The organism is Microbacterium sp. Leaf179 (genome assembly GCF_001423785.1).
GTDB lineage: Bacteria > Actinomycetota > Actinomycetes > Actinomycetales > Microbacteriaceae > Microbacterium.
The window spans coordinates 431,719-451,507 of sequence record NZ_LMPH01000002.1; the positions used below are offsets into that span (position 1 = coordinate 431,719).

Annotated in this window: 19 protein-coding genes; 8 read left to right on the forward strand and 11 right to left on the reverse strand. The window is 71.3% G+C overall.

What is annotated here, in order from left to right; all coding sequences use genetic code 11:
* Nucleotides 1–32: 32 nt before the first annotated feature.
* A complete protein-coding gene (locus tag ASF96_RS09525) occupies nt 33–1,361 on the reverse strand; it encodes a Cpe/LpqF family protein (protein WP_055938486.1) in 1,329 nt (442 codons plus the stop codon).
* An 89-nt stretch (nt 1,362–1,450) separates the two neighbouring features.
* On the opposite strand from ASF96_RS09525, the gene ASF96_RS09530 reads away from it, so the two are divergent.
* A complete protein-coding gene (locus ASF96_RS09530; protein ID WP_055938493.1) occupies nt 1,451–1,867 on the forward strand; it encodes a GNAT family N-acetyltransferase in 417 nt (138 codons plus the stop codon).
* A gap of 49 nt (nt 1,868–1,916) precedes the next feature.
* On the opposite strand, the gene ASF96_RS09535 is transcribed toward ASF96_RS09530, so the two are convergent.
* A complete protein-coding gene (locus tag ASF96_RS09535; protein ID WP_082509531.1) occupies nt 1,917–3,398 on the reverse strand; it encodes a PepSY-associated TM helix domain-containing protein in 1,482 nt (493 codons plus the stop codon).
* 435 nt (nt 3,399–3,833) lie between these two features.
* On the reverse strand, nt 3,834–4,436 hold the full coding sequence (locus ASF96_RS09540) for a hypothetical protein (protein ID WP_156458795.1): 603 nt from the start codon (nt 4,434–4,436) through the stop codon (nt 3,834–3,836).
* Between the two features lie 120 nt (nt 4,437–4,556).
* Here ASF96_RS09540 and ASF96_RS09545 point away from each other — a divergent pair, with 120 nt between their 5' ends.
* On the forward strand, nt 4,557–5,561 hold the full coding sequence (locus ASF96_RS09545) for an epimerase (RefSeq protein WP_055938497.1): 1,005 nt from the start codon (nt 4,557–4,559) through the stop codon (nt 5,559–5,561).
* A 113-nt stretch (nt 5,562–5,674) separates the two neighbouring features.
* Here the strand turns inward: ASF96_RS09545 and ASF96_RS17255 are convergent, their stop codons facing one another.
* Complete coding sequence (locus ASF96_RS17255; protein WP_181015936.1) at nt 5,675–5,833, reverse strand: hypothetical protein; 159 nt, start codon at nt 5,831–5,833, stop codon at nt 5,675–5,677.
* A 184-nt stretch (nt 5,834–6,017) separates the two neighbouring features.
* Here ASF96_RS17255 and ASF96_RS09550 point away from each other — a divergent pair, with 184 nt between their 5' ends.
* Nucleotides 6,018–6,278, forward strand: coding sequence for a hypothetical protein (locus ASF96_RS09550; protein WP_055938500.1), 261 nt, complete (start codon nt 6,018–6,020; stop codon nt 6,276–6,278).
* A gap of 32 nt (nt 6,279–6,310) precedes the next feature.
* Here the strand turns inward: ASF96_RS09550 and ASF96_RS09555 are convergent, their stop codons facing one another.
* Nucleotides 6,311–7,240, reverse strand: coding sequence for a helix-turn-helix domain-containing protein (locus ASF96_RS09555; protein WP_055938503.1), 930 nt, complete (start codon nt 7,238–7,240; stop codon nt 6,311–6,313).
* A gap of 43 nt (nt 7,241–7,283) precedes the next feature.
* On the opposite strand from ASF96_RS09555, the gene ASF96_RS09560 reads away from it, so the two are divergent.
* Nucleotides 7,284–7,793 (forward strand): GNAT family N-acetyltransferase, encoded by a 510-nt coding sequence (locus tag ASF96_RS09560; protein WP_055939404.1) that lies wholly within the window; start codon nt 7,284–7,286, stop codon nt 7,791–7,793.
* 151 nt (nt 7,794–7,944) lie between these two features.
* Here the strand turns inward: ASF96_RS09560 and ASF96_RS09565 are convergent, their stop codons facing one another.
* The gene (locus ASF96_RS09565; protein ID WP_055938506.1) at nt 7,945–8,838 is read right to left on the reverse strand and encodes an SDR family oxidoreductase; all 894 of its coding nucleotides are present in this window, start codon (nt 8,836–8,838) and stop codon (nt 7,945–7,947) included.
* 53 nt (nt 8,839–8,891) lie between these two features.
* The gene (locus tag ASF96_RS09570) at nt 8,892–10,700 is read right to left on the reverse strand and encodes a glycoside hydrolase family 15 protein (RefSeq protein ID WP_055938508.1); all 1,809 of its coding nucleotides are present in this window, start codon (nt 10,698–10,700) and stop codon (nt 8,892–8,894) included.
* Nucleotides 10,701–10,879: 179 nt separating this feature from the next.
* On the opposite strand from ASF96_RS09570, the gene ASF96_RS09575 reads away from it, so the two are divergent.
* On the forward strand, nt 10,880–11,431 hold the full coding sequence (locus ASF96_RS09575; RefSeq protein ID WP_055938511.1) for a Dps family protein: 552 nt from the start codon (nt 10,880–10,882) through the stop codon (nt 11,429–11,431).
* Nucleotides 11,432–11,502: 71 nt separating this feature from the next.
* Here ASF96_RS09575 and ASF96_RS09580 read toward each other — a convergent pair whose 3' ends face one another.
* A complete protein-coding gene (locus tag ASF96_RS09580; RefSeq protein ID WP_055938514.1) occupies nt 11,503–11,856 on the reverse strand; it encodes a hypothetical protein in 354 nt (117 codons plus the stop codon).
* 215 nt (nt 11,857–12,071) lie between these two features.
* Between ASF96_RS09580 and ASF96_RS09585 the strand changes: the two genes are divergently transcribed.
* Nucleotides 12,072–12,989 (forward strand): hypothetical protein, encoded by a 918-nt coding sequence (locus ASF96_RS09585; RefSeq protein ID WP_055938517.1) that lies wholly within the window; start codon nt 12,072–12,074, stop codon nt 12,987–12,989.
* On the opposite strand, the gene ASF96_RS09590 is transcribed toward ASF96_RS09585, so the two are convergent.
* Together ASF96_RS09590 and ASF96_RS09595 are read right to left on the reverse strand one after the other, a co-directional pair.
* Complete coding sequence (locus ASF96_RS09590; protein ID WP_055938519.1) at nt 12,979–15,567, reverse strand: DEAD/DEAH box helicase; 2,589 nt, start codon at nt 15,565–15,567, stop codon at nt 12,979–12,981. The two genes, ASF96_RS09585 and ASF96_RS09590, sit on opposite strands and share 11 nt — an antisense overlap.
* 26 nt (nt 15,568–15,593) lie before the next feature.
* Nucleotides 15,594–16,367 (reverse strand): hypothetical protein, encoded by a 774-nt coding sequence (locus ASF96_RS09595; protein WP_055938522.1) that lies wholly within the window; start codon nt 16,365–16,367, stop codon nt 15,594–15,596.
* Between the two features lie 89 nt (nt 16,368–16,456).
* On the opposite strand from ASF96_RS09595, the gene ASF96_RS09600 reads away from it, so the two are divergent.
* Entirely contained in the window at nt 16,457–17,497 is a 1,041-nt protein-coding gene (locus tag ASF96_RS09600) for an LLM class flavin-dependent oxidoreductase (RefSeq protein WP_055938525.1), read from the forward strand.
* Nucleotides 17,498–17,579: 82 nt separating this feature from the next.
* Here ASF96_RS09600 and ASF96_RS09605 read toward each other — a convergent pair whose 3' ends face one another.
* Entirely contained in the window at nt 17,580–17,939 is a 360-nt protein-coding gene (locus ASF96_RS09605) for a hypothetical protein (protein ID WP_055938527.1), read from the reverse strand.
* A gap of 369 nt (nt 17,940–18,308) precedes the next feature.
* Between ASF96_RS09605 and ASF96_RS09610 the strand changes: the two genes are divergently transcribed.
* Nucleotides 18,309–19,718 (forward strand): hypothetical protein, encoded by a 1,410-nt coding sequence (locus ASF96_RS09610; RefSeq protein WP_055938530.1) that lies wholly within the window; start codon nt 18,309–18,311, stop codon nt 19,716–19,718.
* Nucleotides 19,719–19,789: the final 71 nt, after the last annotated feature.

A 19,789-nucleotide genomic window follows, 5' to 3' on the forward strand; every position in this document is an offset into this window, starting at 1 on the left:
GACGGGCTCCCGGCCTCCCGCAGCGGCGAGGCTCAGCGTGCGAGGCGCAGGGCGTCTTCGGCGAGGTGGAAGAAGTCGCCCATCGCCGCGGTCACGGCCTGCGCGTCGTCGGCCGAGAGAAGAAGCACCACCGTCGCCTCCCCCTCGTCGTCGCGCACGAACCAGCTGCCGGTCAGCACGCCCAGGCTCGAACCGCCCTTGAAGCCGACGTAGGGCCACGTGCCGACGTCGAGTCCCGCACCGGGGTTCTCGCTCACGATGGCGAGCACCTCGGCATCCTGGGTCTGCTGCAGCGCCCGATGCACGGCGGCGATGTCGGTGGCCGAGGCGAACCAGTCGAACCCGTCCTGCCACACCGGGGTCGTCACGTCGGTGACGCCGACGGCCAGCGGGGCGGCGTCGATGCGGTCGAGCAGCGCGCGCTTCGCGGCGTCGTCGGCACGCGCCCACTCTTCGCGCAGAGCCGGGTCGCCCCAACCCAGGGTGAACAGCTCCTTGGTCGAGAGGAAGGGCGTCAACGCCGCGGGGTCGGCGTGGCCGCTGCGTGCGACCGCCGCTTCGACGCGCTCACGCCCGAGCCGCTCGATCAGCAGGTCGGTGGCGGTGTTGTCGCTGATGCGGATCATGGCCGAGGCGGCCTCGCGCACCGACACCTCGGTGCCGGTGGGGGCGTTCTGCAGCTCGCCCGAGGGCAGGCTGCGATCGGCGTCGTCGAGCACGAGCGTCTCGTCCCAGGCGAGATCCCCGGATGCCACGGCATCGGCCGCCGCGAGCAGCACGTACAGCTTGAAGATCGAGGCGAGGGGAGCTGCCCGTTCGGTGTCCATCGCCACGACGTCGTCGTCTCCGCGCCGGATCAGCGCGCTGACCTCGCCGGGAAGATCGCCCAGGCGCTGCTCCACCTCGTCGAGCGAGGCGGAGGGCTCCCACGGCTCGGCGACCGGGGCGAACACCATGCCGGTGATGCGGTCGTTGCCGTCGATCGCGAGCGAGAGATCGAACGGGTCGCCGAGCGTCCCGGCGAGGGTCGCGACTGCCTGGGTCTCGGTGCCCTGGTACGCGGTCACGGTGAAGGGCGCCGCCGGGCGGATCTGCCGATTGAGCAGCTCGGCGATGTCGTCGGCCGACACCTGCTGCTGGAAGTCCTCGTGCAGCACGCGCGACCAGTCGCCGGCCGTCGTGTCGGCCTCGGCCTCGAGCACGTCGATCACCCAGGTCAGCCGCTCCCCCACGGGGGTGGCCGGCACCTCGACCGAGGCCGCGGGAGTCGCGGGAGTGTCGGGCGCGGAGCTGGTGCACGCGGTGAGGGCGGCGATCGTGGCGATCGAGAGGGCGGCGGCGAGGCGACGGGCGAGAGTCACGGGAGTCCTTCCGAGGGGGGCTTTCCACGCTACGGACCCGCTTCGCACGCCGCCTCCCTCGCGAGACGGAGATGCGCGAAGGTGGAGGCATGCCCGACCTCCGCCTCGAACCCCTCGCCCCCTCTCTCGACGACTACCTCGAGCTGCGCCGTGCCTCGGGCCTGACCCCCAAGCGTTCCGATCAGGGCGCGCCCGCGCTCGCGAACAGCTGGGCCTGGCGTCGGATCGTGGATGCCACGGGTCGATCGATCGCGATGGGCCGGGTCGTCGGCGACGGCGGGTGGTACTTCCTCATCGCCGACATGGCCACGCTGCCCGAGTACCAGCGACGCGGTCTCGGCCGCCGCATCCTCGAGGACCTTCTCGCGGAGATCCGCGCGAAGGCCCCCGAGGGTGCCTACGTGACCCTGCTGGCCGACCCTCCGGGTCAGGCGCTGTACCGCAGCCTGGGCTTCACCGAGCCGACGACGGGTTCGGTGACGATGCACCTGCTGCTCGAGCACTGAGCGGGCCGCCTCGCGGGGGCCGGGCGCCGCGCCGTCACACCGTGGGCCGTCACGCCGCGGGTCGCCTTACCCCGGTCCGCCGCCGCGCCCAGAGGCCGAGCAGCACGTCGACCACCACGAACGCCGCGAGCGTGTAGCCGACCAGCGGCAGGAACAGCCCGATCGCCACCGCGACCACGAGCACCGCCCCGATCCCCCACCAGGGCGCCCCGCGCAGTGCGCCGCGTGCCGGCGCCGACGCGAGGCCGCGGGTCGGGCGGCGCTTCCACCACATCGCGTAGCCCCAGACGACGAGCGCGGCGATGCCGATCGCCAGGGCGAACAGCACGAGCTGGTTGACGAGACCGAACAGGGTGCCCATGTGCAGGTCGACGCCCCAGCGCGACAGCTTGGCGAGCAGCGGATAGTCGGCGAAGTCGACCTGATCGGTCACGCGCAGGGTCGATGCGTCGATGGCCACGGCATCCACTTCGGTCGGGAAGCTGCGGTGCACCTCCTGCACGACCCAGGCGTCTCCGACGGCGGCCGGCGGGCGGATCTCGACGTCGCCGGTGTTGACGTTGACGCGCTTCGCGACGGCGAGGACGGCGTCGAACGTGGCCGGGTCCGCCGCCCCCGGGGTGTCGGCGTGCGCCCCGCCGCCGTGTCCGGCGTGCTCGCCGCCGGCCTCCGCCTCCGCACCGAGCGAGGTCGTCAACGCGGGAGTCCCCTCACCGATCGCGGCACGCAGGTCGGAGACGTGCGCGCCCGCCGAGGCCGACCAGGTGATGCCCGTCGCCGCAAGGAAGACCGCGCCCAGCACGACCCAGATCCCGACGGCCGAGTGCCAGCCCGACAGCTTGCGGTACCCCCGGTGCGCGCGGTTCGGGCGCAGCAGGTCGCGGCGCCCGCGGCGGCTGCGCACGAAGCGGCCGAGCCACAGTCCGAGGCCGGCGAGCGAGACGATCCCGAGCCACGATGCCGCGAGCTCGCTGTACATCCGGCCCGGCTCGCCCAGGTGCAGCGAGCGGTGCAGGTCGCTGATCCAGTGCCGCAGGGGCAGCGCGCCGCTCGTGCCGTACGCGGGCAGGTCGCCGCGGATCTCGGCCGTCGCGGGGTCGACGAAGATCGCCCGCGTGGTGCTTTCGGGCAGTGCCTCGTCGGCGAACAGGACGCGTGTGGTGTCACCGGGCGCGGGGGCGGGCCGCACGGCGACCGGTGAGGCCCCGCCGCCCACGTGGGCCTCGGCCGCCTCGACCTGGTCGGCCAGCGGCATCCCGACCAGAGTGGAGGTGGCGGTCACCTCGTGCGCGTACATGACCCTCTCGAGCGACGGCGTGAGGGCGTACAGCGCGCCGCTCAGCGCCGCGACCAGGATGAACGGCCCCACGAGCAGCCCCGCGAAGAAGTGCAGCCGGCGCAGCAGCGCGGTGAACCAGCCTCGTCGCGGAGCACCCGGCCCGCTCCCCGACCGTCGAGAGTCCGGAACATGCCGCACCGCGTCGTCTTCCGACGGCGTGTTGTGGACACTCGACGGGGTGGATGCCGTCATGACGGCGCCCCGGGCTCGACGGGGCGGCCGGGGGCGGGCGAGGGCGGCGGGGACGACGGGGACGACGGGGACGACGGGGACGACGGGGCGGACTCGTCGGGAGCGGATGCCGCGACGACCGGCGCCGGCAGGGTGAGGGGAGGGGAACGGAACATGGAGGATCTCTTCTCCGGGCACCGGGTGGCGCCCGTCGGTCGGCGCCGCCGCGCGCGTGCACGACGGGCCGGGGTCCCGCGCGCGGTCGACGTCGCCGCGGGGCGGTGCGCCACGGGATACGACATCGCCGCTCGACGATGACCGAGGAAGGGGGGCGTCCCGAGGGGACGTGGAAGGGAGTCGCGCCGGCGCGAGAGCACTCGGCGTGCGCGACCGCCCGCCCGGTCCGTCAGACGGCCGGGACGCACCGCTCACGGCACGGCGTGACGCGGAGCAGGGTCAGGATGCCGAGACCGGCGGCCCGCGACGCCTCGCGCTCGCGGCGAGCAGCATCGAGGTCGGGCGCACGACGGCGACCACGACCGCAACACGATGGCGCGGCGACACGGGCCCGAACGCCGCAGCCATCACGCGCACGCGCGCCCGCAGTCCCTCGACCGCGCGGCCCGCGAGCGCACGCAGCACCCCCAGGGTGCGTTCCGCGCGGTGCAACGCCAGCGAGGTGACGGCGGCGGCGAGCGCGTGCCAGAGCCACATCGTGGCATCCGGCGTCAGGGCGGCGCCCACCGGATCCGCGGCGACCGCCGGGACGGCGGCCCCGTGCACGTGGCCGGCCGCGCCGAGGTCGTAGCTGCCGAGCACGAACAGCGCGTGGAACAGCAGCTGGCTGACGACGACGGCCGCGCTCAGACGCCAGGCCGAGAGCCGTCGGCCGGCCAGGACCGTGCAGGCGACGAACGACAGCGCGAGCGGAACGACGACACCGATCCAGCCGGGCACGGCTCCCCCGCCGGTCACGTGCGACAGCAACGCGACGAAGGTGGCGATCGATGCGGCGACGCCACCGCGCGCGACGCGTGCGCCCCGTGCCCGTCGTCGCATGGCCTCCATTGTGGCAGGGGTTCCCCGCGCGTTCCGCGCACTGCATCGGCGTCGAGCAACAGGAGGGCGATCAGCACGCCTCCGCCCCTAGGCTGAGGCCACCCGACCCAGGAGGATGCCGTGCCCCGACCCCGCGCCGTGATCGCCGGAGCGAGCGGATTCGTCGGCGGAGCGCTGGTCGCCGCGTTCCGAGACGACGGCTACGACGTCGACACGATCGGCCGCACCGGCACCGCGACCTGGGCCGATCCGGCCGCCGTGGCGCGGGTCGTCGACGGCGCCGACGTCCTGGTGAACCTGGCGGGCAAGATCGTGTCGTGCCGGTACACCGACGCGAACCGTGACGAGATCCTGCGCTCTCGCGTCGACACCACCCGTGCCCTGCGCTCCGCCGTCGCGCACGCGGCCCACCCGCCCGCGGTGTGGATGAACGCCTCGACCGCGACGATCTACCGCCACGCCACCGAGCACGGCAACGACGAAGTCGACGGCGAGATCGGCGAGGGGTTCTCGGTCGATGTGGCCACGAGCTGGGAACGCGCGTTCTTCGAGGGAGAGCTGCCCCGCACGCGCCGGGTGGCGTTGCGCATGGCGATCGTGCTCGGAGACGGTCCCGCGACCCGCATGCTGTTCGCCCTCGCCCGACTCGGGCTGGGCGGCCCGCAGATCGATAGCTGGTGGTTCCCCCACCGCCGATACCGCGGGATCGGCGCGCGCCCCACGGGGCGCCCGTGGTCGAGCTGGCACCGCACCTCGGGCCACCAGCGCTTCAGCTGGATCCACATCGATGACGTCGTGGCATCCGTGCGATTCCTGCGCGACCGCGCCGACATCGTCGGTCCGGTCAACCTGGCCGCGCCCGCCGTGAGCGACAACCGCGCTCTCATGCGAGAGCTCCGGCGCATCGCGCGGGCGCCGATCGGCCTGCCCGCGTTCCGGTGGATGCTCGATCCGGCGATGGCGCTGCTGCGCAACGAGCCCGAACTCGTGCTGAAGAGCCGGTGGGCGGTGCCCCGCGTGCTGACCGAGGCGGGCTACGTCTTCCGCTATCCCGAGCTGGCCCCGGCACTCGAGGCGGTGGCGGCCCTGCGCCCCCCGCGCGGTCGCGACCTGTTCTCGGTCTGAGCCGGCCTCACGCGAAAGGCCGCCCCGGCCGCGTGACGCACGTCGGTGCGGCACACGGGGGACGGCCTCTGATCGCTCCGACCTCGGTCGGATCCGGGGGTGGGGACGAACGGTCAGACCTGGCGACGGATGAACCGCATGAGCGCGGCGATCACACCGATGATCAGGATGATCACGCCGATCCAGAGCAGGAACTTCACGGCCTCGACGAAGATGCCGAGGAAGAGGAGCACGAGACCGACGATGACGAGGATGATGGCGAGAGCGGGCATGGTCCCACTCTGCCGGGTCGACGCCCCCTCGTCTGCGCCCTTGACACCGTGCGGGCGGCACCGCACGGGTGGCGTCGCACGGGCGGCGCCGTGCGGGCTGCGCGGCGGAAGCCGTGTCAAGACCGCTGCGCCCCCGGCATCCGCGGACTAGCGTCGCTGTCATCACGACCCCCAGGAGGCGGACATGACTGAGCGCGACGTCAACGGACACGGCACCGGACCCGAAGAAGGCGAGTACACCGACGTGCAGCTGCCCGGCGGAGACGACGACCGCGGGAGCGCCGACGCGCCCGGCGAGTACGTCGACCGCGAGAACGCCGACGGGAGCGAGTCGCGCCCCCGCACCGACGAGGCCGGCGCCTACACCGACGTCGAGCTGCCGAGCGGCGACGAGGCGCACGAAGACCTCGACAACCCCGGCGAGTACACCGACCGCGACCGCTGAGCGATCAGAGTCCCTCGGTCAGCACCCGGCGATCACCGCTCGAGCGTGCGCTGCGGTGCGACGCGATACACCTCGACGTACGACCGCACGAAGGCGTCCGGATCGGCGAAACCCCATCGGGCGGCGACCTCCGCGACCGACGCATATCCCGCGTCGGCGTCGAGGAGGTCGGCGTGAGCCGCGCTCAGACGCGCCGCGGACAGGTACTCCTCGGGAGAGGACGCAAGTTGCCCGTTGGCCGCGAATGCGCGACGCAGACCGGTGGCAGACGTGCCGACGGCACGCGCCGCGTCGTCGACCGTCACCGGCAACGACGCGTGATCGTCGATCCACGACGTCGCGGCGGTGTAGATCGTCGCCTGCTCGAGGGCCGACGCCCGCCGCTCGCGTGCGTCGCCCACGAGCGGGAACGCCTCGAGCGTCGCCGCGGCGAGGGCGCGTCGCACGTGCGCCCGCACGAGAGGCTCCGCCAGCAGGGGGACCTGCGTCAGCGACCACCGCAGCGTCGCGAGCCAGTACTCGCCCAGGCGCCGCGACACCGGTCCCGTGCCGGAGAACCGGGCCACGAGCGTCTCGTCGCCGTAGATCGTGCGGGCCGTCTCGCTCAGCCACTCGGCGTCGAAGGCCACGAGCTGCACCGTCGTGTCGATCGGTCGCCCGATGAGTTCGCGACCGGGCTGCACGATGCCGGGCTCCACGCTGTAGTCGCCGGATTCGGAGCCGATGGTCCACGAGAACCCGGGGTTCGAGGTGGCGAAGTAGAACCGGTCCGCCTCGTAGACGATCTCGGCCCGGCAGTCCCAGGTCAGGTGTCGCAGGGCGAACGCCGCATCACCGACCGCGTGCTCCGCGATCGAGGCCCTCTCGGCGAGCACGTCGACCCGCCCGTACTGCTCTTGCAGCCAGGCCTGCGTGTCGGCCACGTCATCGGTGCGGACGCGCGAGTCGAAGAAATCGTTCATAGGCGAGGACGGCGAACCGCTGGAAAACGGACCGCTCATGCCCATGATAGTTAACCCCCCTCACCCCGACTCACCAGGAGAGACACCCGTGGCCGACTCGCCCGCCGTGCGCCCCATCCATCCCGACGACGCCGGAGAGGTGCTCACGATCCAGCGCGCCGCCTTCGCGAGCGAAGCGCTCATCTACGGCGATCCCGACATGCCTCCGCTCACGCAGACCCTGCCCGAGCTCGAAGCCGAGCTGGTCGAGAACCTCGGCTGCGTCGCCGTCGACGGACACCGGATCGTCGGCGCCGTCCGCGCGCGCCGCGACGGGGAACTGCTGCTGATCGGGCGCCTCGCGATCGCCCCCGATCAGCAGGGCGCCGGTCTCGGAACGTTGCTGCTGGGAGCGGTCGAGCAACGCGGACGCGAAGCCGGCGCCACCGAGGCGGAGCTCTTCACCGGCGGTCTGAGCGAAGCCAACCAGCGTCTGTACGAGCGCGAGGGGTATCACCGCACCGAGACCACCGCCGACGGCGAGATCTTCTACCGCAAGCCGCTCACCGCCTGAGCAGGACGCCACCCTGTTGAGTGTCCACGACACGCCGCAGTGCCGACCGCGAACGCGGCGTGTGTCGGACACTCAACAGGGGGGGGTGGCGCACCGCAGACGAAGGGGCCGCCGCCCGGTCCCGGACGACGGCCCCTTCTGCGCGTCACGCTTACGGCGTCGGCATGCCGCCGTTGACGTTGAGCGTCTCGCCGATGACGTAGCTCGACTCCGCCGAGGCGAGGTACACGTACGCGGGGGCGAGCTCGGCGGGCTGGCCCATGCGCCCGAGCGGCGTCTCCTCGCCGAACTCGTCGACCTTCTCGTTCGGCTGACCGTCGGTGACCTGCAGCGGCGTCCAGATCGGGCCGGGAGCCACGGCGTTCACGCGGATGCCCTTGGGCGCGAGTTGCTGGCCGAGGGCCTTGGTGAAGGTGTTGATCGTCGACTTGGTCGAGGCGTAGTCGACCAGGATCGGCGCGGGCGAGTACGCCTGGATCGACGTGGTGTTGATGATGGCCGAACCGGCGGGCAGGTGCGGGATGGCCTCCTTGCAGATCCAGAACATCGCGTAGACGTTGGTCTTGAACGTGTCGTCGAACTGCTCGTCGTCCAGCGTCGTCAGGTCTTCGTTGAAGATCTGCTTGCCGCCGTTGTTGACGACGATGTCGAGGCCGCCGAGGCCCTCGACCGCTTCCTCGACCAGCGTGCGGGCGTACTCGCGCTCGCGCAGGTCGCCGGGGATCTGCACGACGGTCGCGCCGGCCTCACGAAGGATTCCGGCGATGCGGTCGGCATCCACCTTCTCCTCCGGCAGGTACGACATCGCCACCGAGGCCCCCTCGCGGGCGAACGCGATCGCGGTGGCCGCACCGATCCCCGAGTCGGCTCCGGTGATCAGCGCCTTGCGGCCCTTCAGCCGCTCGCTGCCGACGTAGGTGTCCTCACCGAGCGCGGCCTTCGGGGTCAGCTCGGCGTCGAGGCCGGGCTCGGGCTGGTCCTGCGCCTGGGGCTCGATGTCGGCGTAGAGCTTCGTGGGATCGGTGAACGTGTACTGCGTGCTCATGGCGAGTCCTTTCATGGGGGATGGATGCCGAGACGAGACGTCGCGGCAGAGGATCAGCGGCCGGAGAGCTCGGCGGCATCCACGAGTTCGCGGATGACGAGCGCGGCGTTGATGAGGGCCAGGTGACTGAGCGCCTGCGGGAGGTTGCCCCAGAACGCCCCGTCCGATTCGGCGATCATCTCGGAGTAGATGCCGACGTCGTTCGCCTGGGCGACGAGAGCGTCCATCGCCTCGACCGCCTCGTCGTGGCGGCCGACGCAGGCGAGCGCCGTGGCCCGCCAGAAGGCGCAGGCGACGAACGTCTGCTCCTCCTGGTCCATGCCGGTGTACCGGTAGACGAGGTGGTTCTCCGTCGTGAGACGTTCGGTGATGGCATCCAGGGTCTTCGACATGCGCTCGCCCCGGTCGAAGCCGGTGGGGGCGTGCAGCAGCACCGACGCGTCGAGGTCGGAGCTTCCGGGGGCGAGCGTGTAGGCCTCGAGCTCGTCCGACCAGCAGTGCTCTTCGACCCAGCGGTGGATGCGGTCGCGCTCCGCGCGCCACCGGTCGGCGTTGTCGGGGATGTGTCCGCCGGCCGCGAGCCACTGGGCGTCGTCGAGGGCCTTCCAGCAGCCCATCTTCGACGAGGTGTAGTGACGCAGCTCCGGGAGCTCCCACATGCCCGAGTCCTCGCGGCGCCACAGGTCGCACGTGCGGTCGGCGACGTCGGCGAGCAGGCGTCCGGTCTGGATGTCGAGACGGTTCCCCGCCTCGACGTAGGTGCGGCACAGGGCGATCAGGTCGCCGTAGACGCCGAGCTGCAGCTGCCCTTGCGCGGGGTTCCCGGTCACGACCGGTTGGTTGCCGTTCCAGCCCGGCACGTCGTGCTTCTCGAGCCCGATCTCGGCCTCGCCGTCGAGCGTGTACATCACCTGCACCTCGGGACCGTTCTTGCGGATCGTGCGCAGCAGCCACGAGATGGCCGCGTGCGTCTCCTCGCGCAGGCCGAAACCCACCCACGCGTGCGCCGTGTAGGCGAGATCGCGCACCCAGGCGTAGCGGTAGTCCCAGTTCTTGCCCCCGCGGGGGTTCTCGGGCAGAGACGTCGTCGCCGCCGCCGCGATCGCCCCGGTGGGGCTGAACAACAGCAGCTTCAGCGCGAGGGCGCTGCGCTGCACGTCTTCGGCCCAGGGGCCCTCGTACGAGAACTCGTCGGACCACATCGTCCACCCGTCGACGGTGCGGTCGATGCCGCGGTCGACGTTCTTCGCGTCGGGAATGCGCAGCGGCTCCCCCTCGGTCGCGGCGATCACGAGCAGATGGCGCGAGCCCTTGGACGTCGTGAACGCGCCGTCGATGCTCTCGTTGCCGGCATCCGGATCGCCGTGCAGACCGTGCTCATGGCCGACCACGGCGAGCGAGACGTGTCCGATGCGCATGATCGAGAAGCCGTCGATGCGTTCGGTCCACGGGGCGGCGGAGCGCAACATGGTCCCGGGCTGTACGCACCAGGCGAACTCGACCTCGCCCTTCACCCCGTCGACGCGCCGCGCGAGCTCGGCCCACGGGAGGCGTCCGGCGATGCCCGTGACCATGGCGTCGGTCACGGTGGCCACCCCCGACGCGGTCGTGAAGGTCGTCTCGAGCACGTTCGTGTGCGGCAGGTAACGCCGGGTGACCTCGTACTCCTCCACCGGAGCGAGTTCGATGCACCCGCCGGCCGATTCGTCGACGAGTCGCGCGAACACGGGGCGCGAGTGGATGTTCGGAAGCGGCAGCCAGTCCACCGATCCGTCGAGACCGATCAGAGCGACCGTCCGACCGTCACCGATCGCGGCGTAGTCGCGGAGGGGGCGAGACGGAGCAGGGGGTGTGTGGGGCACGTCTCCACGCTAAGAACGGCGCGCTGGGGCAAGGCCGGGGTTGTCGATTCCGAGGGGAGCGGCTACGGCGCCGACCCACGCGTCGGCGGCTACCCCGCTGTGCGAAGGCTCGCAACCCCCGCCGCGCCCGCCGACGAAGCGCCTAACGTCGCTACCGACCGCGAGTGAAAGGAAGGCGCATGTCCGCCACCCAGGAGACCACCAAGAACCGCCGTCGCCCCGCCCGCGGCGGCAACGGCCCCGAAACCACCGAAGAGCAGAACGCCGAGAGCGGCTTCCAGGCCTCGGAGGAGCTCACCGACAACCTCCAGCGCGTGCTCATCGACCTGATCGAGCTGTCTATCCAGGGCAAGCAGGCTCACTGGAACGTCGTCGGCAAGAACTTCCGCGACACCCACCTGCAGCTCGACGAGATCATCGACGCGGCACGCGAGTTCAGCGACACCGTCGCCGAGCGCATGCGTGCCCTGCACGCTCTTCCCGACGGCCGCAGCGACACCATCGCCGAGACCACGACCCTCCCCGAGTTCCCCCAGGGCGAGGTCGACACCTCGGAGGTCGTCGACCTGATCACGGAGCGCCTCGACGCCACCGTCGGCACCGTCCGCGAGGTGCACGACGACGTCGACGACGAAGACCCCACGAGCGCCGACATCCTGCACTCGATCCTCGAGCGCCTCGAGCAGCTGTCGTGGATGGTCAGCGCGGAGAACCGCGTCGCCCGGAGCTGAACGACGACGTACACACCGGATGCCGAGGCCTCGTCGGGGCCTCGGCATCCGGCGTTTTCGCGTGCGGGCGTTCAGCCGCGGGCGATCAGGAACGGCGAGTGCGGCCCCTCGAGACGCGACACGGAGGCCTTGATCTCGGCGATGTTGCCGCCGATCGTGAGCAGACGCGCGTCGATCCGGCGTTCTCGCGCGTCGATCTGCACCATGCGTTCGTCGAAGCGGGCGTCAGCCCTCTCCATCCGTGTCTCGGCGCGCTCCATGCGCGATTCGATGCGGCCCAAGCGCTGGTCCACCTGAGCGAAATTCTGTTCGGTGCGCCGCTCGACGCGGTCCAGCATCCACTTCATCCCGCTGAGGATCGCGGCGGCGAAGGTCAGGAAGAAGGCCCCGAGGGCGATGAGGGCTTGAGCCGCGTCGAGATTCACGGTGGTCCTTCCGGGGTGTGCGTGTCGACAGGGTACCCGCGTGCGCACGGCCGTCGACAGCCTCGATCGGTGATCGGTGGAGAAGTTCACCCGCCCCTGGCCGGGGGAGAATCCGTGGGAGCTGCAACGACTCGATGACGCGCACGACAGAGGTCCCCGCCCCCTCTCCGATAGCGTCGGAGCGTCCGGCGGATCGCCGGGGGACGGGGACCCTGATGACGACCGATCCGACACTCGACGTTCCCCCGCGACGGAGGGTCGCGTGGTTCCTGCTCTTCGGGGCGCTCGGCGCGGTCGTGGGGCTGCTCCCCTGGCTGACGAGCGGACCGTTCCTGCCGCTGCAGAACCTGGAGGACACCGACGACGTGTCGCGGCTGGGGCCGTTCGTGCTGCTCCCGTACAGCCAGTACGAGATCACGACGATCATCGTGCTGCTGGTGGTCGGCGGAGCCGCTGCCGGCATCATCGCTCGCGCGCAGCGCTCGCGTCCGGGGATTCTGCGCGGGCTCGCGACGGTCGGTGGGCTCGCGCTCGTTCAGCTCGTCGCGATCGTCCAGACCGCGCTCGCGACGTGGAATGTGCTCCAGGAGCGCTTCGAGTCGATCGTGTACCTGGTGCTGCTCACCGCGGTGGCCGTGCTCGCGTTCGTGGTCTCGCTATTCGTGGCGTCATCGGTGTCGACGGCTCCCCGCGCGGGTGCGGGGGTCGCCCTCTCGATCGGCGCGCTGGCGACGGGCATGTGGGTCGGAGCGTGGATGACGTTGCCCTTCGGCGCCGAGGCGCCCTTCTCGGCCGTCCTGCCCCTGACCTTCTTCCTCGGCCCGGTGCTCGTGGGGGCGGCGATCGCGTGGACGGGCGTCGACACGGTGGGGCGGGTGGTGGCCGGGGTGGTCGGGCTCGCGCTCGTCTGGGTGGTCCCACCCCTCGCGACGGCCCTCGCCTCCGCCGCCGGCACCCGGGTGCTCGCCTCCGACCTCCCCGAAATGGCCGACTACGGCGTGAACGTCTTCGTCTCGGCCCTCACCCAACCCGAACTGGGCCTGCGCTCGATCGGGGTGACGATCGCCGTCGCGGTCGTCGGCCTCGTCCTGCGCCGGATGATGGCGCGCCGACGCACCGCGGCTACAGCCTGAGAACCTCGGTGACCCGCATGATCGCCGTGCCCTCTTCCTCCGAGGCCGCGAGGTCGACCTCGGCGCGGATGCGCCAGTCGTGGTCGCCCGCGGGGTCGTCGATCGTCTGCTCGACGCGCCACACGCCGTCGGAGGCCGCCGACTCGTCGATCTCGACGAGCGCCGAGGAGCGCGCCGCTCCCCCGGTGCCGATCGAGTCGTGCTCGTCGAAGTAGCGGTCGAGCACGGTGGGCCAGTCGCTGTCGGGGTCGAGTTCGACGAGCTCGTCGTCGCGTTGGAGCGCGGCGAGCTGCACGCGACGGAACATCTCGTTGCGCACCAGCACGACGAACGCCCGCCGGTTGGTGAGGATCGACGGCGGCGCCGGCGGCACGACCGGCGCATCGGGGTCGTCGGCGGGGTTGATGAGCTGCTCCCACTCGTCGACCAGGCTCGAGTCGACCTGACGGACGAGCTCGCCGAGCCAGGCGATCAGATCGAGCAGGTCCGGCGTCTGCGCGTCGACCGGCACGGTCTGACGGATCGCTCGATAGGCGTCGCTGAGGTAGCGCAGCACCAGCCCCTCGCTGCGGGCCAGCTGGTACAGCGAGACGTACTCGCCGAACGAGCACGCCCGCTCGAACATGTCGCGCACGACCGACTTCGGCGACAGCTCGAAGTCACGGATCCAGGGCTGGCTCGACGCGAACACCTCGTACGCCTGCGCGAGCAGCTCGTCGAGCGGCTTGGGCCAGGTGATCTCCTCGAGCAGCTCCATGCGCTCGTCGTACTCGATGCCCTCGCGCTTCATCGCGGCCACCGCTTCGCCGCGCGCGCGGAACTGCTGCTGCGACAGGATCGGACGCGGGTCGTCGAGGGTCGCCTCGATGACGCTGACGACGTCGAGCGCGTAGTGGCCGGTGCCCACGCTGTCGCTGGCAGCCGTGGCATCCGGTCCCCGTCCGAGCTCGACCTCGGGGTCGAGCATCTCGATCGCGGCGAGCGCGAAGGGCGACAGAGGCTGGTTGAGCGCGAAGTTCGCCTGCAGCTCGACCGTGAGGCGGATGCGCGAGTCGCCGAGAATCGTCGCTTCGGAGCCGTCTGAAGCGACGAAATCCGGCGACTCGCGCGGGATGACCTCGGCCACACCCGCTTGCACCAGCGTGCGGAAGATCGCCAGGGCCCGGCGGGCGAGCTCGTACTGGCGGGCGCGGGGCTCGTGGTTGTCGAACACCAGCGAGCGCACGTTGGCGAACACGTCGCCGCCGCGCGCGATGACGTTGATGAGCATCGCGGCGCTCAGCTTCATCTGCGGCTGAAGCGGCTCGGGCTCGGCGACCACCAGGCGGTCGTAGCTCTGCTCGGTCCAGTTCACGAAGCCCTGCGGCGCCTTCTTGCGCACGATCTTCTTCTGCTTCTTCAGATCGTCGCCGGCCTTGAGGATCTGCGCGGCGTTCTCGATCTCGTGGTCGGGTGCCATGATCACGACCGTGCCCGCGGTGTCGTACCCGGCGCGGCCCGCGCGGCCCGAGATCTGGTGGAACTCCCGCGCGGTCAGCTGGCGCATGCGCTGACCGTCGTACTTGGTGAGCGCCGTCATCATGACGGTGCGGATCGGCACGTTGATGCCGACGCCGAGGGTGTCGGTGCCGCAGATGACGCGCAGCAGCCCCCGCTGCGCGAGAGTCTCGACCAGGCGGCGGTAGCGCGGCAGCATGCCGGCGTGGTGCACGCCGATGCCGGCGCGGACGTAGCGCGACAGAGTCTTGCCGAAGCCGGTGGTGAAGCGGAACCCGCCGATCGCCTCGGCGATCTCGTCGCGCTGCTCGCGCCCGATGATGCGGATCGACGACAGCGCCTGCGCCCGCTCCATCGCGGCCGCCTGCGAGAAGTGCACGATGTAGATGGGCGCCCGCTTCGTGTCGAGCAGCTCCTGCACCGTCTCGTGCACGGGTGTGCGCGCGTACTCGAAGTGCAGCGGCACCGGACGCTCGACGCCGGTCACCCGGGCGGTGGGCCGGCCGGTGCGTCGCGAGAGGTCTTCGGCGACCTCGGTGACGTCGCCGAGGGTGGCCGACATGAGGATGAACTGCGCCCGCGGAAGCAGCAGCAGCGGCACCTGCCAGGCCCAGCCGCGATCGGCCTCGCCGTAGTAGTGGAACTCGTCCATCACGACCTGGTCGACGTTTGCGTCGGCGCCCTGGCGCAGCGCCAGGTTCGCGAGGATCTCGGCCGTGCAGCAGATGATCGGCGCATCGGCATTGACCGACGAGTCTCCCGTGACCATGCCGACGTTCTCGGCCCCGAAGATGTCGACCAGCGCGAAGAACTTCTCGCTCACGAGCGCCTTGATCGGCGCCGTGTAATAGGTGCGGCCGCCCCGGGCGAGGGATGCCGCGTGGGCGGCGACCGCGACCAGGGATTTGCCCGTGCCGGTCGGGGTCGACAGGATAACGTTCGCACCCGACACGATCTCCATGACCGCTTCGTCTTGCGCGGCGTACAGCGTCAGGCCGCGCGCGACCGCCCAGTCGACGAAGCCCAGGTAGACGGCATCCGGGTCGGCACCGACGGGCACGAGTTCGAGGAGGGGGGTCACTCCCCCACCCTCTCATCCGTGGGGCGTCAGCCCGCGTCGGAGAAGACTCCGACGTCGTCGCCGTCGAGCACGAACTGCACCGCCGTGCCCACCGGATAACGGGCGCGGAACTGCTCGGGGAACGTGGAGTTCACGATGAACTCCGCCGTCGCCGGGAAGAGCCCCGCCGCACAGCCCCCGAACCGCACGCCCGCGTTCGAGCGGAGAGCGCCGCCGGAGTCTGCCACGTCGGCGGTGTCGGAGATGAGCAGGCAGTCGGCCCGATTGCCCTCGGAGTCGATCTGCGTCGGCCCCGCGAACGCCGTCAGCCCGTAATAGTCCTCGAAGCCCCGCGACTGCTCGGGATCGAACCCGAGGTAGCCGACCGCCTGGGGATCGAGCTCGGGGGCGGGCGTCAGCGCGTCGGTCTGCGCGATGCCCGGAGTGCGCTCGACGGTCGTGAACGACATGCCGACGGCGGTGAGCGCGCTGGCCGCCACCACGACGGCCGCGACGCCGACGGCGGCCACCCACACCCGTCGCCGCGTGCGCAGGAGCGGGGGCCGAGGTGTCTGTTCGACGTCGGCCGGGTCGAGGTCGTCGAGCCCTGCGGATGCCGCGACGCCCGTCCGTTCCGCCTCGGCGCCGCCCTCGACGACGGCGTCGGCGTCGGACGGGAGCGTCGTGTGCTGTCGCGTCCGGTCGAGCTCCTCGAGTTCGCGCAGACGCGCGACGGCCACGGGATCGTCGGCGATGTCGGCCCCCGGGCCGTACGCCCGCGCCCGCAGACGTCGCAGTTCGTCCTGCACCTCGTCGTCCATGCCTGAATGCTTCCACACCCGCAGCGCACCGAGGCCGCCCCTTGATACATGCGAGGGAATAGATCAGGCGCCGGTGCGTTCTCTCAGGCATGCGTTCTTTCGGCACCCTCTCCTTCGGCCATTACGGTCCCCTCGGCGGCGGGCACAACCTGACCGCCGGTGACTCGATGCTCCAGGCGATCGACCTCGCCCAGGGCATGGACGACCTCGGCGTCAACGGCATCTCGTTCCGCGTGCACCATTTCGCCCGTCAGCAGGCGGCCCCCATGCCGCTGCTCGCCGCGATCGCCGCCCGCACCTCGCGGATCGAGGTGGGTACCGGCGTCATCGACATGCGCTACGAGAACCCGCTCATGCTCGCCGAAGAGGCGGCATCCGTCGACCTGATCAGCGCGAACCGGCTCGCGCTCGGCGTGAGCCGCGGCTCACCCGAGACGGTCGTGCGCGGCTACGAGGCCTTCGGCTACACCGGGTCGGACGACCCCCGTGGCGGTGACCTCGCCCGCGAGCACTTCGACCTGTTCCTGCGCGCGATCGACGGCGAAGGTCTCGCCGAGCGCGACCCGCACAGCCCCTTCGGTGGCGGCACGGGTCTGCAGCGCATCGAGCCGCACTCCCCCGGGCTGCGTAAGCGCATCTGGTGGGGTGCCGGTACGACCGCCACGGCCGAGTGGGCCGGGCGCATCGGTGTGAACCTGATGTCGTCGACCCTGCTCACCGAGGCCGACGGCACGCCCTTCGACATCCTGCAGGCTCAGCAGCTCGACGCGTTCCGCGCCGCCTGGCGCGAGGCCGGCCACGCCGGTGAGCCCCGCACCTCGGTCAGCCGCAGCATCTTCCCGATCGTCACCGCCGAAGATGAGATGTACTTCGGCGGCTCGGCGGGCTCCGACCAGATCGGCGTCATCGACGGCATGCGCTCGACCTTCGGCAAGACGTACGCCGCGCCTCCCGAGAAGCTCATCGAGCAACTGCAGAACGATGCCGCCGTGATGAGCGCCGACACCCTCATGCTGACGATCCCGTCGCAGATGGGCGTCGAGTTCAACCTGCGCCTGGTCGAGAACTTCGCGCGTCACGTCGCTCCGGCCCTGGGCTGGCAGCCGACCACGGCCGCAGCTCGCGTCTGACCTCAGCGACGCCGAAGGGTCCGGATGCCACGATCACGGCATCCGGGCCCTTCGGCGTTTCTGCGCGCGCGGGGCAGGACGCTCAGCGCGCGGTCACGCCGCGGGAGCGCGCGATGGTCTGCGACACGAGGTACTCGCCCCAGGCGACGGCGTAGGCGCCGAGCGCCGCCCACATCCACCCCGACGGCAGCGCGCCGGTGAGCGCGAGCAGGCCCGCCGCGGTCAGGGCGATGACGACGATGAGCACGGGCACGACGGCTCGCGATCCCACCAGGGCGCCGTCGGTGCGCCAGATCACCAGCAGCGCCCCGGCGGTGGCGATGAGCAGGATCACCGGTGTCCACCACGATCCGAGCGATCCCATCGAGATCGACGCCCCGATGCCGGCGATGGCCAGCGACGCGGTGCGGAGGGAACGGACGGTCGTGGTGCGGGAAGACATCAGACTCTCTCTGCCACGCCGGTGTCGGTGCGCCGGCGGGTCGTTCCAGCGTATCCACCGGGCCGGTGCGGGCCGAACTCCTGAGGATCGCGACGGCGGCGCAGCGCGCGGCGCGTCGTTTCGCGGCGGAGTCGGCCTCGGCCTCCGATTTCTCAGGAGTTCGGCCCGCCGCGGCGGGGGTGGGTGCGTCGTCGGCGCGGAGTCCTCCCCGCAGAATCCACGTGAGTCGGCCCGGAACTCGTCGAGGGGAGGGGGTCGCGACCGCGCGGCCCCGTACCCTGGAAGCCGGGGAGTCGCGCGAGCCGAACCGCGCGCACGCACCACCCCTTCATCGGTCGACGACGCCATCGCATCGAGAGGGGAGCCCGCGTGGAGCTGACACGACGCAGCGTGCTCTTCGGGGCGCTCGGCATCATCGGGCTCGGCGCCGGATCGGTCGCCGCGGCGAAGGTGATGACGCACGGGGCACCCGATGCCCCGACGCCCTCCGCCTCGGGCGCCACGCACTCCCCGAGCCCGACGGCGAACGCGACGACCCCGTCGACGAAGGATCTCGACCTGCACGTCTGGGATACGGTGCGACGCTCGCTGTCGCCCGCCGACGACGCGACGATCGCGGTGACCCGCGGCGTTCTGCCGGCCGGTCTCGCCATCGCGGGATCGACCCTGGCGGGCAGGCTCACCGACACCGGACCGTACGCCTTCGAGGTCGAGGTGCGCCACGGCGACAACCGCCGCCGACAGGCCTTCGCGGGCGCGGTCGGCGAGATCAAGCGCGATCTCAGCGTCTCGCTCAGCCTCGATGCGACGACGCCGCTCAAGGTCACCGCGCGCGAACTCGACCGCATCGCCGCGCTCGGCGCCAACGCGACGCTCGTCATCCTCTGCTACATCCCCGACCCCGACTCGACGACCTTCACCCGCGTCTCCGACGAACGCATCGACGCCGTCTTCGCGCTGGCGAAGGACCGCGGTGTGCGCATCACCCTCGTCAAGCCGCACATCGCCACGGTGAAGGACGGCGACAGCTTCTACCGAGCGAACTACACCCCGGCCTCGGTCGACGCCTTCTTCGACAGCTGGGCCGACCAGCTGTCGCACTTCGCGCAGCTGTGCACCGACAACGACGTGGAGTACCTGTCGGTGGCGTGCGAACAGCCGGCGCAGACCACCGCCGAAGAGTACGGGCGGTGGGTGCCGATGCTGGCGAAGGTGCGCGCCGCTCACCCCGCCATCAAGCTCACCGCGGCGTTCACGACCCTCGAGCTGTTCCTTCTGTACACCTACTGGCTGCCCCAGAAGACCCCGCACATGGCGCAGCTGCTCGACGTGTTCGGCATCAACTCGTGGATCCGCCTGACCGACAAGGTCTACACCCCCGACGCCCCCAACATCACCGTCGACGAGCTCGTCGCCGGGTGGCGGGGAGCGGGCGGACGAACTGACGACCATCTCGGCAAGCTCGAAGCCGTCTGCGACCAACTGCGCATGCCCTTCCTCATCACCGAGGTCGGGGCGCAGCCGAGGGTCGACGGGCTCGCGCAGCAAGAGGGCAGCACCCCTCCCACGGGGGCGGCGAACCACGACGTCCAAGCTCTGCTGTACGCCTCGGTGCTGCGGGCACCGCTGCGATCACGGTGGTGCACGGGTGCCTCGATCTGGCACATGCGCGCGCCCTTCGCCTTCGGCGACCTGTCCGGCGACACCCTCTTCGCGGGCGAGAAGGTGCTCAAGACCCAGATCGCCAAGGATCCGTCGCTGGCCGCGAAGTCGTTCTGACGGCAGCCCGCCCGGGCACGCCCGTGCCCTGGCTCGCGCCCCGGCGCCGCGCCCGGCGGGAGAACGCCGAA

Coding starts and splice junctions, on each gene's coding strand:
- ASF96_RS09530 (WP_055938493.1), top strand. CDS start 1,451: ATGCCCGACCTCCGCCTCGAACCCCTCGCCCCCTCTCTCGACGACTAC.
- ASF96_RS09535 (WP_082509531.1), bottom strand. CDS start 3,398: ATGACGGCATCCACCCCGTCGAGTGTCCACAACACGCCGTCGGAAGAC.
- ASF96_RS09540 (WP_156458795.1), bottom strand. CDS start 4,436: ATGCGACGACGGGCACGGGGCGCACGCGTCGCGCGCGGTGGCGTCGCC.
- ASF96_RS17255 (WP_181015936.1), bottom strand. CDS start 5,833: ATGCCCGCTCTCGCCATCATCCTCGTCATCGTCGGTCTCGTGCTCCTC.
- ASF96_RS09550 (WP_055938500.1), top strand. CDS start 6,018: ATGACTGAGCGCGACGTCAACGGACACGGCACCGGACCCGAAGAAGGC.
- ASF96_RS09555 (WP_055938503.1), bottom strand. CDS start 7,240: ATGAACGATTTCTTCGACTCGCGCGTCCGCACCGATGACGTGGCCGAC.
- ASF96_RS09560 (WP_055939404.1), top strand. CDS start 7,284: ATGATAGTTAACCCCCCTCACCCCGACTCACCAGGAGAGACACCCGTG.
- ASF96_RS09565 (WP_055938506.1), bottom strand. CDS start 8,838: ATGAGCACGCAGTACACGTTCACCGATCCCACGAAGCTCTACGCCGAC.
- ASF96_RS09575 (WP_055938511.1), top strand. CDS start 10,880: ATGTCCGCCACCCAGGAGACCACCAAGAACCGCCGTCGCCCCGCCCGC.
- ASF96_RS09585 (WP_055938517.1), top strand. CDS start 12,072: ATGACGACCGATCCGACACTCGACGTTCCCCCGCGACGGAGGGTCGCG.
- ASF96_RS09595 (WP_055938522.1), bottom strand. CDS start 16,367: ATGGACGACGAGGTGCAGGACGAACTGCGACGTCTGCGGGCGCGGGCG.
- ASF96_RS09600 (WP_055938525.1), top strand. CDS start 16,457: ATGCGTTCTTTCGGCACCCTCTCCTTCGGCCATTACGGTCCCCTCGGC.
- ASF96_RS09605 (WP_055938527.1), bottom strand. CDS start 17,939: ATGTCTTCCCGCACCACGACCGTCCGTTCCCTCCGCACCGCGTCGCTG.